A 15,040-nucleotide genomic window follows, 5' to 3' on the forward strand; every position below is an offset into this window, starting at 1 on the left:
GGAAGCCATTACCGTCCTGTGGCGTTTACAGCAGCAGGCTGCGGATTTCCGTCAGCAGATCGCCCAGGCGCTTGGTGAAGCGCGCGGCAGCTGCCCCGTTGATCACGCGGTGATCGTAGGACAGCGACAGCGGCAGCATCAGGCGCGGCTGGAAGGCCTTGCCGTCCCAGACCGGCTGCATGCTGGCCTTGGACACGCCGAGGATCGCCACTTCCGGGGCATTGACGATCGGCGTGAAGCCGGTACCGCCGATGTGACCCAGGCTGGAAATGGTGAAGCAGGCGCCCTGCATGTCGTCACCGCTGAGCTTCTTGGTCCGCGCCTTTTCCGCCAGCTGGGCGGCTTCGGCGGCGAGTTGCAGGAGGCTCTTCTGGTCGACGTTGCGGATGACCGGGACCAGCAGGCCGTCCGGGGTGTCCACGGCGAAGCCGATATGCACGTACTTCTTGCGGATCACCGCCTTGCCGCTGGGGGCCAGGGAGGCGTTGAAGTCCGGCAGTTCCTTGAGCACATGGGCACAGGCCTTGAGCAGGAACGGCAGGATGGTCAACTTGACGCCGGCCTTTTCCGCGACGGCTTTCTGGCCGACCCGGAAGGCTTCCAGATCGGTCACGTCGGACTGGTCGAACTGGGTCACGTGGGGCACGTTCAGCCAGCTGCGATGCAGGTTGTTGGCGCCGACCTGCATGAGGCGCGTCATCGGCACCTCTTCGATCTCACCGAACTTGCTGAAGTCCACGGTGGGGATCGGCGGAATGCCGGCGCCACCGGTGGCCCCTGCAGCCGCGGCCGGAGCCGCCTTGCTCTTCTGCAGCTGATCCTTGACGTAGGCCTGGACGTCTTCCTTGAGGATGCGGCCCTTGGGACCGGTCGGGGTGACCTCGCCCAGATCGACGCCGAACTCGCGGGCGACCATGCGCACGGCCGGGCCGGCATGGACCTTCTTGCCCTTGCCGGCGGCGGGTGCGCTGGCCGGGGCGGCAGCCTTGGCCGGAGCCTCGGCTTTCTTCTCGGCAGCCGGCGCGCTGGCGGCGGTGCTGCCGGCAGCCGGCTTGGCCGCCTGCTTGGGCGCGGCACCGGCCACCTTCAGGGTCAGGATCAGATCACCGGTCTTGGCCTGGTCATTGACCTTGATGGCGACGCTTTCCACCACGCCCGCCTTGGGCGCCGGGATTTCCATGCTGGCCTTGTCGGACTCCAGCACGATCAGCGACTGCTCGGCCTTGACCTGCTCACCGGCCTTGACCAGCACCTCGATGACGTTGGCACTACCAGTGGAGCCGATGTCGGGGACCTTGATCTCCTCGACCGACTCACCGGCCGGCTCGGCGGCAGCTTCCTCGTGCAGCTCGGGCTCGGCGGCTTCCTTGGCGGGCTTGTCGCCGGCCTTGGATTCGACGCTCTTGCTCGGCTTGGCATTGGCGGCGCCCTTGAGCACCAGGATCAGATCGCCGGTGCCCACTTCGTCGCCGACCTTGACGGAAACGCTCTCCACCACGCCCGCGGCGGGGGAGGGGATTTCCATGCTGGCCTTGTCGGATTCCAGGGTGATCAGCGTCTGCTCGGCGGCGATGGTGTCGCCGGGCATGACCGCCACCTCGATGATGCTGGCCTTGCCGCTGGAGCCGATGTCCGGAACGTGAATTTCCTGGGACTCGCCTTCGCCGGCGGACGCCGAAGCGTCCTCGTCGCCGGCTGGCGTCGGGGTTTCGCTTTCCTCGACCTGGGTCTGCTTGGACTCGGCCTTGGGTTCGGCGGCGGGTTCGCTGCCGGTGGCGGCGTCCTCGCCTTCCAGGTCGATCAGCAGATCACCGGTCTTGAGGGTGTCGCCGACCTTGATGTGCAGGGCGGCGATCTTGCCGGCCTTGGGGGCCGGAATCTCCATGCTGGCCTTGTCGGACTCCAGCACCACCAGGCTCTGTTCGGCCTCGACGGTATCGCCGACCTTCACCAGCAGCTCGATGACTTCGCCGTCGCCACTGCCGATGTCGGGTACGCGGATGGTCTCGCTCACAATTGTTTCCTCTTATCCGTGTGCCGCATCAGCAATCCAGGGGATTGCGCTTCTCGGTGTCGATGCCGAACTTGGTGATGGCATCGGCCACGACCTTGCGTTCCAGCTTGCCTTGGTTGGCCAGCGCCTGCAGAGCGGCGACGGCGACCCAGCGACGATCGACCTCGAAGTGATCACGCAGCTTCTTGCGGCTGTCGCTGCGACCGAAGCCGTCGGTACCCAGCACCTGGAATTCGGTGGGGACCCACTGGCGGATCTGATCGGCGAACAGCTTCATGTAGTCGGTGGAGGCGATGACCGGACCCTGGCGCTCGCCCAGGCACTGCTCGACGTAGGTCAGGCGGCGCTCTTCCAGCGGGTGCAGGCGGTTCCAGCGATCCACGGCCAGGCCTTCGCGGCGCAGTTCGTTGAAGCTGGTGACGCTCCAGATATCGGCGCCGACGCCCATCTCGCGTAGCAGGCTCGCGGCAGCGCGGACCTCGTTGAGGATGGTGCCCGAGCCCAGCAACTGGACGCGGTGCTTGAAGTCGCCCTTTTCTTCTTCCAGCAGGTACATACCCTTGATGATGCCTTCCTCGACACCCTCGGGCATGGCCGGCTGCTGGTAGTTCTCGTTCATCACGGTGATGTAATAGAAGACGCTCTGCTGCAGTTCCATCATCTGATGGATGCCTTCGCGCATGATCACCGCCAGCTCGTAGGCATAGGTGGGATCGTAGCTGCGGCAGTTGGGGATGGTACCGGCCAGGATGTGGCTGTGACCGTCCTCGTGCTGCAGTCCTTCGCCGTTGAGGGTGGTACGGCCGGAGGTGCCGCCCAGCAGGAAGCCGCGGGTCTGGGCATCGCCCGCCGCCCAGGCCAGGTCGCCGATGCGCTGGAAGCCGAACATCGAATAGAAGATGTAGACCGGCAGCATGGGCTGGTTGTAGTTGCTGTAGGCGGTACCGGCGGCGATGAAGGAGGACATGGCGCCCGCCTCGTTGAGGCCTTCCTGGAGAATCTGGCCGTCCTTCTCTTCGCGGTAGTACATCACCTGGTCGCGATCGACCGGCTCATAGAGCTGGCCGTGGGGCGAGTAGATACCCAACTGGCGGAACATGCCTTCCATGCCGAAGGTACGGGCCTCGTCGGCGAGGATGGGCACGATGCGCTTGCCCAGGTCCTTGTCCTTGACCAGTTGCGACAGGATGCGGCCGAAGGCCATGGTGGTGGAGATCTCGCGATCACCGGAGCCGTCCAGCACCGCCTTCAGGGTGTCCAGCGGCGGGGTGGGGATGCTGATGCTGCGGGCGCGACGCTGGGGCAGGTGACCACCCAGGGACTCGCGGCGGCCCATCAGGTACTTCATCTCGGCGCTGTCGTCTGCCGGACGATAGAAGGGCAGCTCGCTGAGCTGGGAGTCGTTTAGCGGGATGTCGAAGCGATCGCGGAATTTCTTCAGCGACTCCACATCGACCTTCTTGGTGTTGTGCGCGGTGTTCTTGGCTTCGCCCGCACCGGTGCCGTAGCCCTTGATGGTCTTGGCCAGGATGACGGTGGGCTGGCCCTTGTGGTTGACCGCCTGGTGGTAGGCCGCATAGACCTTGTAGGGGTCGTGACCGCCACGGTTGAGTTTCCAGATCTCGTCGTCGGACAGGTCCTCGACCATCTTGAGCAGCTCGGGGTTGGCGCCGAAGAAGTGCTTGCGCACATAGGCACCGTCTTTCGCCTTGTAGTTCTGGTATTCACCATCGACCACGGCGTCCATGCGCTGCTGCATGCGGCCTTCGGTGTCGCGGGCGAACAGCGGATCCCACATGCGGCCCCAGAGGACCTTGGTGACGTTCCAGTCGGCGCCGCGGAAGATGCCTTCCAGTTCCTGGACGATCTTGCCGTTGCCGCGGACCGGGCCGTCGAGGCGCTGCAGGTTGCAGTTGATGACGAAGATCAGGTTGTCGAGGTTCTCGCGGCCGGCCAGGGAGATGGCACCCAGGGTTTCCGGCTCGTCGCACTCGCCGTCGCCGATGAAGCACCAGACCTTCTGCTTGCCGGCGGGGATGTAGCCGCGGTTCTCCAGGTACTTCATGAAGCGGGCCTGGTAGATGGCGGTGATCGGACCCAGACCCATGGAGACGGTCGGGAACTGCCAGAAGTCGGGCATCAGGTGCGGGTGCGGGTAGCTCGACAGCCCCTTGCCGTCCACTTCCTGACGGAAGTTGTTCATCTGGTCTTCGGAGAGGCGGCCTTCCAGGAAGGCACGGGCGTAGACGCCGGGCGAGGCATGGCCCTGGTAGTAGATCAGGTCGCCGCCGTGCTCTTCGTTGGGCGCCTTCCAGAAATAGTTGAAGCCGATGTCATAGAGGGTGGCGCTGGAGGCGAAGGTGGAGATGTGGCCACCCAGATCCGGATCCTTGAGGTTGGCGCGCATGACCATCGCCAGGGCGTTCCAGCGGACCAGCGAGCGGATGCGCCGCTCCATGAACAGGTCGCCCGGCATATGGGCTTCCTTGGTCACTGGAATGGTGTTGCGATAGGGGGTATTGATGGAGTAGGGCAGCTGGGTACCACTGCGGGTAGCCAGTTCACCCATGCGGGTCATCAGATAATGAACGCGCTCCTCGCCTTCGTGGTCGAGGACGGACTCCAGGGCGTCCAGCCATTCCTGGGTTTCGACGGGATCGAGATCTTGCATGGCTTGCTCCAGGGCGGAAAGGCTTCCAAAATCGGTCGCCTCAGGGTCGCCGCCGGCCTCTTGGGGGCAGCGAAAATTCTTGGATTTATGACCGGACGGTTCCGATCGGCGTGTAGTTTTACTACAAATTCAAATCCGTTTCAGCTCCGAGCTGTAATGCGATAAAAAACAATTCGACGTTTGTCGAACGCGCTGCTCATGGGCTCGCGAACTCCGAACCGCGGACGTGAAAACGGTTCCCGCTCGGACCAGGTGGTCCGTCGGAATGTCCCTGGCATGGGGTTCGCGGCAGGGTGGTGGGGTTCGACCGTCCCTGCGCAGGACTGCCCATGATACCCCTCCTTCGTCCCGATCTGCCTCCGACTCTCGTCGCATGTGCCGAGCTCGCCGACCGGCGCCTGGCCGACGCCCTGGCCACGCTGCCCGCGGCTGCCGCCCGCCAGGCAGACTGGTCCGCGGCGCAGCGTGCCGACTGGCGGCGGGTGGCAGCTCTCAGTGACTTCGTCGTCGAGCAGTTCTGCCGCCTGCCCGAGCCCTGCCTGGCATTGGTCGACAGTGGCGATCTGGAGCTGTCACTGGCACCGGGCGAGATGGCGCAGCGGTTGCGCGAGGCGCTCGTCGATTGCCCGGACGAGGCCGAACTGGGGCGCCGGCTGCGGCGGTTCCGCATGTTGCAGCAGGTGCGCATCGTCTGGCGCGACCTGACTCGCCGGGCCGATCTGGTGGAGACCTGCCGCGACCTCAGCGAGCTGGCCGATGCCTGCATCGACCAGGCCTGCGCCTGGCTCTACGCCCAGCAGTGCGCCCAGTTCGGCGTGCCGACCGGGCGCCACAGTGGCCAGCCACAGCAACTGGTGGTGCTGGGCATGGGCAAGCTGGGTGCGGGGGAGCTCAATCTGTCCTCCGATATCGACCTGATCTTCGCCTATGGCGAGGCCGGGGAGACCCGCGGCGCACGGCGCGAGCAGGACAACCAGGAATTCTTCACCCGCCTCGGGCAGCGCCTGATCAAGGCGCTGGATGCCACCACGGTGGAGGGCTTCGTCTTCCGCGTCGACATGCGCCTGCGGCCCTATGGCAGCGCCGGCGCCCTGGTGCTGAGCTTTGCCGCCATGGAACTCTATTACCAGGACCAGGGCCGCGACTGGGAACGCTACGCCATGATCAAGGCACGGGTGGTCGGCGGCGACCAGGTCAGCGGCGCCGAGCTGCTGACCCTGCTGCGACCCTTCGTCTATCGGCGCTATCTGGATTTTTCCGCCATCGAAGCCCTGCGCAGCATGAAGCAGCTGATTCGCCAGGAGGTGCGCCGCCGCGGCATGACCGACAACGTCAAGCTGGGTGCGGGCGGTATCCGTGAGGTGGAGTTCATCGCCCAGGCCTACCAGCTGATCCACGGCGGGCGTGATCCGGCGCTGCAACAGCGACCGCTGCTCAGGGTACTGACCAGTCTGCGCGAGCGCGACTATCTGCCGGCCGCGGCCGAAGCGGAGCTCCGCGAGGGCTACTGCTTCCTGCGCTATGTCGAGCATGGGTTGCAGGCCATCGCCGACCAGCAGACCCAGACCCTGCCGGTGGATCCCCAGGGGCGGGCGCGGGTGGCCTTCCTCATGGGCTATGCCGACTGGGATGAATTCAGCGCGGCGCTCGACGGCTGGCGCAGCCGCATCGACTGGCATTTCCAGCAGACCATCGCCGATCCCGAGGAGGAGACCCAGAGCGCCGAGCTGGAAGACAGCTGGCTGCCGCTGTGGGAAGACCTGCTCGACCCCGAGGAGTCCCTGGCGCGACTGCGCGAGGCGGGCTTCCAAGCGCCGGAGCAGGCGCTGGAACTGCTGGCCAACCTGCGTGCCAGTGGCCAGGTGCGCGCCATGCAGCGCGCCGGTCGCGAACGCCTGGATGCCTTCATGCCGCGGCTGCTGGATGCGGTCAGCGCCGACGAGCAACCCGATCGGGCGCTGGAGCGGGTGCTGCCGCTGGTGGAGGCGGTGGCGCGACGCTCCGCCTACCTGGTCCTGCTCAGCGAGAATCCGCCGGCCCTGGCACGGCTGCTGGAACTCTGCGGCGCCAGTGCCTGGGTGGCCGAGCAGATCGCCCGCTATCCAGCGTTGCTCGACGAATTGCTCAACGAGGGTCGGCTCTACCATCCGCCGCAGAAGCCGGAGTTGGCTGCCGAATTGCGCGAACGTCTGATGCGCCTGCCCGAAGAGGACCTGGAGCAGCAGATGGACGTGCTGCGCCACTTCAAGCGCGCCCACAGCCTGCGGGTGGCGGCGGCGGAGATCGCCGGCAGCCTGCCGCTGATGAAGGTCAGCGACTACCTGACCTGGCTGGCCGAGGTGATCCTCGAAGAGGTCTTCGGCCTGGCCTGGCGCCAGCTGGTGCAGCGCCATGGCACGCCGCAGCGGCGCGACGGCTCGCCCTGCCAGCCGGACTTCATCGTTGTCGGCTACGGCAAGGTCGGCGGCATCGAGCTGGGCCACGGCTCGGACCTCGACCTGGTGTTCATCCACGACGCCGATCCCCTGGCCGAGACCGATGGCGCCAAGCCCATGGATGGCGCCCAGTTCTTCAATCGCCTCGGCCAGCGCATCATCCATCTGCTCACCACCACCACCCCGGTGGGCACCCTCTACGAGGTGGACATGCGCCTGCGGCCGTCCGGCGCGGCGGGGCTGCTGGTGAGTTCGCTGGAGGCCTTCGAGCGCTACCAGCAGAGCGAGGCCTGGACCTGGGAGCACCAGGCGCTGGTGCGGGCGCGGGTGGTGGCGGGTTGTCCACGTCTAGGAGAACGCTTCGACGAGGTGCGGGCGCGCATCCTCGGTCGGCAGCGGGAGCTGGCGACCCTGCAGGCCGACGTGGCCGGCATGCGCGACAAGATGCTCGACAACCTCGGCACCGCGGTGACCGCCGGCGGACTGGGGCCGAACGCGCGCCGGCCGGAGCAGCTGTTCGACCTCAAGCAGGATGCCGGCGGTATCGTCGATATCGAATTTATGGTCCAATATGCCGTTCTGGCCTGGTCGTGGCAGCATCCCGAATTGCTGCGTTTTCCCGACAACATCCGCATCCTGGAATCCCTCGAAGCGGCTGGTCTGGTACCGGCCACGGACGCCATTGCCCTGCGCGAAGCCTATAAGGCCTACCGCGCCGCGCTGCACCGCCTGGTCCTGCAGAAGCAGCCGGGCAAGGTACCGGCCGACGGCTTTCTCGCCGAGCGCGACGAAGTGCGCCGTATCTGGCACGGCCTGGGGCTGGACACGCCGTCCGGCAATCCGGCCACCTTTTAGGCCGCCATCAGTAAGGAGAGGCAAGATGTCGATGTCCGTGCGCGAGCTTTCGATCAGGCCGGGCCTGAGGGAGTGGGAGTCGGCCACCCGCTAGGTGCCGATCGCCTTCCAGCATGAATATTCTGATCATTGGACCCAGTTGGGTCGGCGACATGGTGATGGCGCAGACCCTCTTCGTCTGTCTCAAGCGCCAGCACCCCGACTGCCAGATCGACGTCCTCGCCCCCGAGTGGAGTCGCCCGCTGCTCGAGCGCATGCCCGAGGTGCGCGAAGCCCTGAGCTTTCCCCTCGGCCACGGCGCCTTCGAACTGGCCACCCGCCGGCGCATCGGCCAGCAGCTGCGCGGTCGCTATGACCAGGCGATCCTCTTGCCCAACTCGCTGAAGTCGGCGCTGGTGCCCTATTTCGCCGGCATCCCCAAGCGTACCGGCTGGCGCGGCGAGATGAGATTCGGCCTGCTCAACGACATCCGCACCCTGGACAAGGCCCGCTATCCGCTGATGATCGAGCGCTTCATGGCGCTGGCTTACCCACCAGGCGCCGAGTTGCCCAAGCCCTATCCCGAACCGCGCCTGGTCATCGATCCGGCCAGCCGCGACACGGCCCTGGAGCGCTTCGGGCTGAGTCTGGACCGGCCGGTGCTGGCGCTCTGCCCGGGCGCCGAGTTCGGCGAGGCCAAGCGCTGGCCGGCCGAGCACTATGCCGCCGTGGCCGATGCCCGGCTGCGCCAGGGCTGGCAGGTCTGGCTGTTCGGTTCGCAGAAGGATGCTCCGGGTGGCGAGGAAATCCGCGAATGGGTCACCCCCGGCTTCGAAGAGGATGTCTACAACCTCGCCGGGCGTACCTCCCTGGCCGAGGCCATCGACCTGCTCTCCTGCGCCAGTGCAGTGATCAGCAACGATTCCGGCCTGATGCATGTGGCCGCTGCCCTGGATCGCCCGCTGGTGGCGGTCTATGGCTCCACCTCGCCGGGCTTCACGCCGCCGCTGGCCAGCCAGGTCGAGGTGGTGCGCCTGGGGCTGGAGTGCAGTCCCTGCTTCGACCGAACCTGCCGCTTCGGCCATTACGATTGCCTGCGCCTCTTGCAGCCGAGCCTGGTGCAGGAGGCGCTCGGCCGCCTGGTCGCCGATCCGATCGAGGTGGGCTAGATGCGCGTGCTGCTTATCAAGACCTCCTCCCTCGGCGATGTCATCCATACCCTGCCGGCGCTGACCGATGCGGCCCGGGCCATCCCCGGCATCTGCTTCGACTGGGTGGTGGAGGAGGGCTTCGCCGAGATTCCCGCCTGGCACCCGGCCGTGAGTCAGGTGATTCCGGTGGCCCTGCGCCGCTGGCGCAAGCAGCCCTTTTCCGCCTGGGCCAGTGGCGAGTGGGGCGAATTCAAGAGTCGCGTGCGCGAGCAGCGCTATGACCGGGTGATCGATGCCCAGGGCCTGCTCAAGAGCGCCTGGCTGACCCGTTACGCCGAGGCGCCGGTCGCCGGTCTCGACCGCAATTCCGCGCGCGAGCCCCTGGCCAGCCGCTTCTATGACGAGCGCTATCACGTCGCCAAGGGGCAGCACGCCCTGGAGCGGATCCGCCAGCTGTTCGCCCAGGCCCTGGACTATCCGCTGCCGGCGGGCGTGGGTGATTACGGCCTGGATCGGCAACGTCTGGCCGGCCCCAACGAGACGCCCTATGTGGTGTTCCTGCACGGCACCACCTGGGTCAGCAAGCACTGGCCCGAAGCGCACTGGCGCGAATTGGCCGAGCGCATGAGCCAACTGGACTGGCCGGTGCGACTGCTGTGGGGCAACGAGGCGGAACATGCCCGTGCCGAGCGCATCGCCGACGGCCTCGACGGCGTCCAGGTGCTGCCGCGCCTGAATCTCGCCGGGGTGGCCAAGGTGCTGGCCGGCGCCCGCGCCTGCGTGGCGGTGGATACCGGGCTGGGTCATCTGGCGGCCGCCCTGGACGTGCCCACCGTCTCGCTCTATGGCCCGACCAGTCCGAAGAAGGTCGGTGCCTATGGCCGCGCCCAGGTGCACCTGAGTGCCGTGGGCCTGGATGGCACCGACGAGCCGCGCGATCAGCCCGCGGCCAGTCTGGCCGCCCTGACCCCGGAGCGGGTCGAACTGGAACTGGAAACCCTGCTGTTGGAAGACCTCCCCGCATGACCCTGGCTTTCGTGCTCTACAAGTACTTTCCCTTTGGCGGCCTGCAGCGGGACTTCCTGCGCATCGCCCAGGAGTGCCAGCGCCGCGGCCATGCCATTCGCGTCTACACCCTGATCTGGGAAGGCCCGGTGCCGGAGGGCTTCGACGTGCGGGTGGCCAGGATCAGCGCCCTGTTCAATCACCGCCGCAACGAGAAATTCCACGCCTGGCTGCAGGCCGATCTCGCCCGCGATCCGGTGGACCGGGTGATCGGCTTCAACAAGATGCCGGGGCTGGACGTCTATTACGCCGCCGATCCCTGCTTCGAGGACAAGGCCCAGACCCTGCGCAATCCGCTCTATCGCCAGTGGGGCCGCTATCGCCATTTCGCCGAATACGAACGCGCGGTGTTCGCCCCCGAGTCGTCGACCGAGATCCTGATGATCTCCGAGGTGCAGCAGCCGTTGTTCGTCAAGCACTATGGGACGCCTGCACCGCGCTTCCACCTCTTGCCGCCGGGCATCGCCGCCGATCGCCGTGCGCCGGCCAATGCCGCCGAGATCCGCGCCGACTTCCGTCGCGAATTCGGGCTGGAGGAGGGCGAGCTGCTGCTGGTGCAGATCGGCTCCGGCTTCAAGACCAAGGGCCTGGATCGCAGCCTGCGGGCCTTGGCGTCCTTGCCCAAGGAACTGCGCCGCCGCACTCGACTCTTCGCCATCGGCCAGGACGATCCCAAGCCCTTCCTGCTGCAGGCCAAGGCCCTGGGCGTGAGCGATCGCGTCCAGATCCTCAAGGGCCGCAGCGACATCCCGCGCTTCCTGCTCGGCGCCGATCTCTTGATCCATCCGGCCTATAACGAGAACACCGGTACCGTGCTGCTGGAGGCGCTGGTCGCCGGGCTGCCGGTGCTGGTCACCGACGTCTGCGGCTATGCCCACTACATCGACGAGGCCCGCGCCGGCGCGGTGGTGCCGTCGCCATTCGCCCAGGAGACCCTGGACCGGATGCTGGCCGAGCTGCTGGCTGATCCCGAGCGCCGCGCGGTGCAGGGCCGCAACGGCCTGGCCTTCGCCGACAGCGCCGATCTCTATTCGCTGCCCGAGCGCGCCGCCGATGTCATCCTGGGGGTGGCATGACCCTGGAATTGCGTGAGCCCTTCGCCAGCCTCTGGGCCGGCCAGGATCCCTTCGTCGCCGTGGAGGCCCTGCAGGGCCAGGTCTATCGCGAACTGGACGGGCGCCGTACCCTGCGCACCGAGGTGGCCGGGCGGGGTTATTTCGTCAAGATCCACCGCGGCATCGGCTGGGGCGAGATCGCCAAGAATCTGCTGCAGGCCAAGCAGCCGGTGCTGGGTGCGCGCCAGGAATGGCAGGCCATCGAGCGCCTGCACCAGGTCGGCGTGCCGACCATGACCGCGGTGGCCTTTGGCGAGCGCGGCGCCAATCCGGCGACCCAGCATTCCTTCATCATTACCGAGGAGCTGGCGCCCACCGTCAGCCTCGAAGACTTCAGTCTCGAGTGGATCCGCCAGCCCCCCGAGCCCCTGCTCAAGCGGGCGCTGATCGCCGAGGTGGCGCGCATGACCGGGGCCATGCACCGGGCCGGTGTCAACCATCGCGACTGCTACATCTGCCATTTCCTGCTCGACACCGCCCAGCCGGTCACCGTGGCCAATCTGCAGCTCTGGCTGATCGACCTGCACCGCGCCCAGTGCCGCGCCCAGGTGCCCCGGCGCTGGCGCGACAAGGACCTGGCCGGGCTGTATTTCTCCGCCCTGGGCATCGGCCTGACGCGACGTGACTTCCTGCGCTTCCTGCAGGGCTACTTCCAGCGGCCGCTGCGCGAGATCCTGCGCGACGAGGCGCCGCTGCTGGCGCGGCTGGAACGCAAGGCCGCCGCCTTGCTGGAGCGCAAGGAACGCTACGGGGACCGGCTCTGATGGCTGACTGGCGCATCGATTCCAGCGTCGCCCACCTGCCCGAATTCGCGACCCTGGACGCGGTGTTCGCCCTGACCGGCGAACGCCTGACCAGCGATCCGCTGTCGGAAGTGGTGCGCATCGAGCGCGACGGCATCCGCTACTACGTCAAGCGCTACCACGGCGCCGGCAAGGGACTGCGGCGCTATGTCGGGCGGCCGCGGGTCAAGGCCGAATGGCAGAATCTCAAGCGTTTCGCCAAGTGGGGCATCGCTACCGCGCCGGTGGTGGCCTGGGGGATGGAGCGCTCGCCCCGGGGGTTCACCCGTGGCGCCATGATCACCCGCGAGATTCCCGATACCCTGGATCTCGCCGAACTGGCCAGGCGCGAGGATCCGCGGCTGCGCGACCGGGTGTGGGTGGACAAGGTCAGTCGTCAGCTGGCCGCGGCGACCCGTACCCTGCACGATCACCATTTCGTCCACAACGATCTCAAGTGGCGCAACCTGCTGGTGGATGGCCAGGGCGTGCTCTATCTCATCGACTGCCCGGCCGGCGCCTTCTGGGTCGGCCACTGGTTGCGCTGGCGCATCGTCAAGGACCTAGCCTGCCTGGACAAGGTGGCCAAGTACCAGCTGTCACGCACCCAGCGCCTCCGGTTCTATCTGCAATACCGCGGTCGCGCGCGCCTCAGCGACAACGACAAGGGGCGCATCCGCGAGGTGCTGGACTATTTCAAGGGGCGGGAATGAACGAGGTATGGACGGCCGATGATCGGGCCGTGCTGGCCGGCCAGGGCCTGGACAGCTTCGCGGCGCTGTGGGCGCTGGAGCTGACCGCGGTGGACGAACCCAACCAGGGACGCGGCGGTTTCAGTCAGGTGTTTCGCCTTGACGTTAACGGTCATGGCTACTACCTCAAGCGCCAGCGCGACTACCTGACCCGCACCCTGGCCCGCCCGCTGGGCGAGCCGACCTTCGCCCGCGAGAGTCGCAATATCCGCCGCTACGCCGAGCGCGGCATCCCAGCGCTGGAGCTGGCCTATTACGGCGAGCGCCGCGATGACCAGGGCTGGCGCGCCATCTTGCTGACCCGGGCGCTGGATGACTGGCGCGACCTCGACAGCTGGCTGCGTGTCTGGACGCACCTGGCCCCCGAGGAGCGCCAGGCGGTGCTGGTCGCCGTCGGCGAACTGGCGCGCCAGCTGCACGGTGCCGGCCAGGTGCACGGCTGCTTCTATCCCAAGCATCTGTTCCTGCAGCGTCAGGGCGAAGGCCTGATCGCGCGGCTGATCGATCTGGAAAAGACCCGGCCGCTGCTGTTCGGCCGGCGTGATCGCCTGCGCGATCTCGAACCCCTGCTGCGCCGCGCGCCGCAATGGCGCGAGCAGGACATCGCCCGCCTGCTGGCGAGCTATCTGGACCAGCCGCTGGACAGCGCCGCCGTGCGTGACTGGAGCCAGCGTCTGGCCGGGCGTCGCCGCCACAAGGAGCGCAAGGCATGACCCTGGAGCAACTGACCAAGGCCGGTCGTGCGCTGACCCTGCCGTTGCGTATCGAACTGCCCAGTGGCGAGTTGGAACTGCTGTCGCTGCTCAGGGTGCTGCCCGGTCAGCGCTATGTCGGCGAGGCCCGCTGGCAGGGCCGGCGAGTGCTGGCCAAGCTACTAGTCGGCGAGCGCGCGAGTCGGCAATTCGCCCGCGAGCGTGAGGGCTGTCGCCTGCTGGCGGCAGCCGCGGCGGCGACCCCCGCGCTGCTGGACAGCGGCGAGGCGAGCGGGCAGGGCGCCTGGTTGCTGTTCGACTTCATCGAGGCGGCGCCTAGCGTCGAGCACCTCTGGCAGCGGATCGCTGGCGAGCCGCCCCTGTCTCCCGCGCAGAACGACCTGCTCGGCGCGGCCCTCGCCACCCTGGCGCGGTTGCACGCCCAGGGCCTCTGGCAGGCCGATCTGCACCTGGACAACCTGCTGGTCAAGGACGGCGCCGCCCTGGTCATAGACGCGGCGGACATCCAGGCCGAGACCGTCGGCCAGCCGCTGTCCCAGGCCCGGGTGCAGGAGAATCTGGCGGTGTTCTTCGCCCAGCTGCCCGCCACCCTGGATGCCCAGCTGGAAGAGCTGCTGATCCACTACCTGCTGGTCAATGCCGAACACGCCCTGCGCCTGGAGGCCCTGCTGGCGCGCACCGCCGAGATTCGTCGCTGGCGCCTGGCCGACTACCTCAAGAAGAGCGGCCGAGAGTGCACCCTGTTCGCCGTCACCCGCAGCGCCTTTGGCCTGATCGCCGTGCGGCGCACCTGGCTGAATCGCCTGGAAGGCCTGCTGGCCGATCCCGATGCGGCCCTGGCCGGTCTGCCGACCTTCAAGGACGGCGGCGCCGCCACCGTGGCCCGGCTGCAGTGGCAGGGTCAGGACCTGGTGCTCAAGCGATACAACATCAAGGGCTTCGGCCACTGGCTGACGCGTTTCTGGCGGCCGAGCCGGGCCTGGCACAGCTGGCGCGAAGGGCACCGGCTGCGCTTCCTTGGTATTCCCACCCCCGAGCCCCTGGCCGTGCGTGAGCGCCGCTTTCTCGGCCTGCGCGGGCGGGCCTATCTGGTGACGCCCTTCGTCGACGGGCCCAATCTGCTGGAGCGCTTCGCGCCCTATGTGGATGCCGCGCCGCCGGCGGCCGAGCTGGAGGCCCTGCTGGCGCTGGTGGAAGCCCTGCGTCGCGAGCGCCTCGGCCATGGCGACTTCAAGGGCACCAACCTGATCTGGCATGAAGGTCACTGGCTGGTGATCGACCTCGACGCCCTCCAGGCCCATGAGAGCGACCGTGCCTACGCCGCCGCCTATGCCCGCGACCGCGCCCGGCTGCTGCGCAACTGGCCGGCCGACAGCGCCCTGCATCGCCTGCTCGACGAGCACCTGCCGCCAGCCTGAGCGCCGACCCGCCATCTGTACCGGGGCTGAATCGCCGTGCGCTAGGCCCCGCTCCGGCGTGCGGCCATTACCCGTGGCCTGCCTGAACGG

10 protein-coding genes are annotated in these 15,040 nt (G+C 67.4%); 8 read left to right on the forward strand and 2 right to left on the reverse strand.

The annotated features are described in order from the left end of the window. Nucleotides 1-25: 25 nt before the first annotated feature. A complete protein-coding gene (gene aceF, locus C722_RS0108525; protein ID WP_017640100.1) occupies nt 26-2,014 on the reverse strand; it encodes a dihydrolipoyllysine-residue acetyltransferase in 1,989 nt (662 codons plus the stop codon). A 28-nt stretch (nt 2,015-2,042) separates the two neighbouring features. Beyond that, the gene (gene aceE / locus C722_RS0108530; protein WP_017640101.1) at nt 2,043-4,685 is read right to left on the reverse strand and encodes a pyruvate dehydrogenase (acetyl-transferring), homodimeric type; all 2,643 of its coding nucleotides are present in this window, start codon (nt 4,683-4,685) and stop codon (nt 2,043-2,045) included. A gap of 329 nt (nt 4,686-5,014) precedes the next feature. On the opposite strand from aceE, the gene glnE reads away from it, so the two are divergent. The 8 genes from glnE (at nt 5,015) to C722_RS0108570 (ending at nt 14,950) form a co-directional block, all read left to right on the forward strand. Beyond that, a complete protein-coding gene (gene glnE / locus C722_RS0108535; RefSeq protein ID WP_017640102.1) occupies nt 5,015-7,975 on the forward strand; it encodes a bifunctional [glutamate--ammonia ligase]-adenylyl-L-tyrosine phosphorylase/[glutamate--ammonia-ligase] adenylyltransferase in 2,961 nt (986 codons plus the stop codon). 113 nt (nt 7,976-8,088) lie between these two features. Beyond that, nucleotides 8,089-9,123, forward strand: coding sequence for a lipopolysaccharide heptosyltransferase II (gene waaF, locus C722_RS0108540; RefSeq protein ID WP_017640103.1), 1,035 nt, complete (start codon nt 8,089-8,091; stop codon nt 9,121-9,123). After that, nucleotides 9,124-10,131, forward strand: a complete 1,008-nt coding sequence (gene waaC, locus C722_RS0108545) for a lipopolysaccharide heptosyltransferase I (RefSeq protein ID WP_017640104.1) — start codon at nt 9,124-9,126, stop codon at nt 10,129-10,131. After that, nucleotides 10,128-11,246, forward strand: coding sequence for a glycosyltransferase family 4 protein (locus tag C722_RS0108550; protein ID WP_017640105.1), 1,119 nt, complete (start codon nt 10,128-10,130; stop codon nt 11,244-11,246). The genes waaC and C722_RS0108550 overlap by 4 nt, the downstream gene beginning before the upstream one ends. Then, nucleotides 11,243-12,049 carry a lipopolysaccharide core heptose(I) kinase RfaP gene (gene rfaP / locus C722_RS0108555; RefSeq protein WP_017640106.1) on the forward strand — a complete coding sequence of 269 codons (807 nt, stop codon included), beginning with the start codon at nt 11,243-11,245 and terminating at the stop codon, nt 12,047-12,049. Before C722_RS0108550 ends, rfaP begins: the two co-directional genes overlap by 4 nt. Next, nucleotides 12,049-12,780: a lipopolysaccharide kinase InaA family protein gene (locus C722_RS0108560; RefSeq protein WP_017640107.1), complete on the forward strand. Its 732-nt coding sequence runs from the start codon at nt 12,049-12,051 to the stop codon at nt 12,778-12,780. The genes rfaP and C722_RS0108560 overlap by 1 nt, the downstream gene beginning before the upstream one ends. Beyond that, entirely contained in the window at nt 12,777-13,532 is a 756-nt protein-coding gene (locus tag C722_RS0108565; protein WP_017640108.1) for a lipopolysaccharide kinase InaA family protein, read from the forward strand. Before C722_RS0108560 ends, C722_RS0108565 begins: the two co-directional genes overlap by 4 nt. Continuing rightward, entirely contained in the window at nt 13,529-14,950 is a 1,422-nt protein-coding gene (locus C722_RS0108570; protein WP_017640109.1) for a lipopolysaccharide kinase InaA family protein, read from the forward strand. Before C722_RS0108565 ends, C722_RS0108570 begins: the two co-directional genes overlap by 4 nt. The last annotated feature ends 90 nt before the right edge of the window (nt 14,951-15,040 follow it).

It is taken from the genome of Pseudomonas sp. 313, assembly GCF_000316965.1.
Taxonomy (GTDB): domain Bacteria; phylum Pseudomonadota; class Gammaproteobacteria; order Pseudomonadales; family Pseudomonadaceae; genus Chryseomonas; species Chryseomonas benzopyrenica.

Coding starts and splice junctions, on each gene's coding strand:
- aceE (WP_017640101.1), bottom strand. CDS start 4,685: ATGCAAGATCTCGATCCCGTCGAAACCCAGGAATGGCTGGACGCCCTG.
- glnE (WP_017640102.1), top strand. CDS start 5,015: ATGATACCCCTCCTTCGTCCCGATCTGCCTCCGACTCTCGTCGCATGT.
- waaF (WP_017640103.1), top strand. CDS start 8,089: ATGAATATTCTGATCATTGGACCCAGTTGGGTCGGCGACATGGTGATG.
- waaC (WP_017640104.1), top strand. CDS start 9,124: ATGCGCGTGCTGCTTATCAAGACCTCCTCCCTCGGCGATGTCATCCAT.
- C722_RS0108550 (WP_017640105.1), top strand. CDS start 10,128: ATGACCCTGGCTTTCGTGCTCTACAAGTACTTTCCCTTTGGCGGCCTG.
- rfaP (WP_017640106.1), top strand. CDS start 11,243: ATGACCCTGGAATTGCGTGAGCCCTTCGCCAGCCTCTGGGCCGGCCAG.
- C722_RS0108560 (WP_017640107.1), top strand. CDS start 12,049: ATGGCTGACTGGCGCATCGATTCCAGCGTCGCCCACCTGCCCGAATTC.
- C722_RS0108565 (WP_017640108.1), top strand. CDS start 12,777: ATGAACGAGGTATGGACGGCCGATGATCGGGCCGTGCTGGCCGGCCAG.
- C722_RS0108570 (WP_017640109.1), top strand. CDS start 13,529: ATGACCCTGGAGCAACTGACCAAGGCCGGTCGTGCGCTGACCCTGCCG.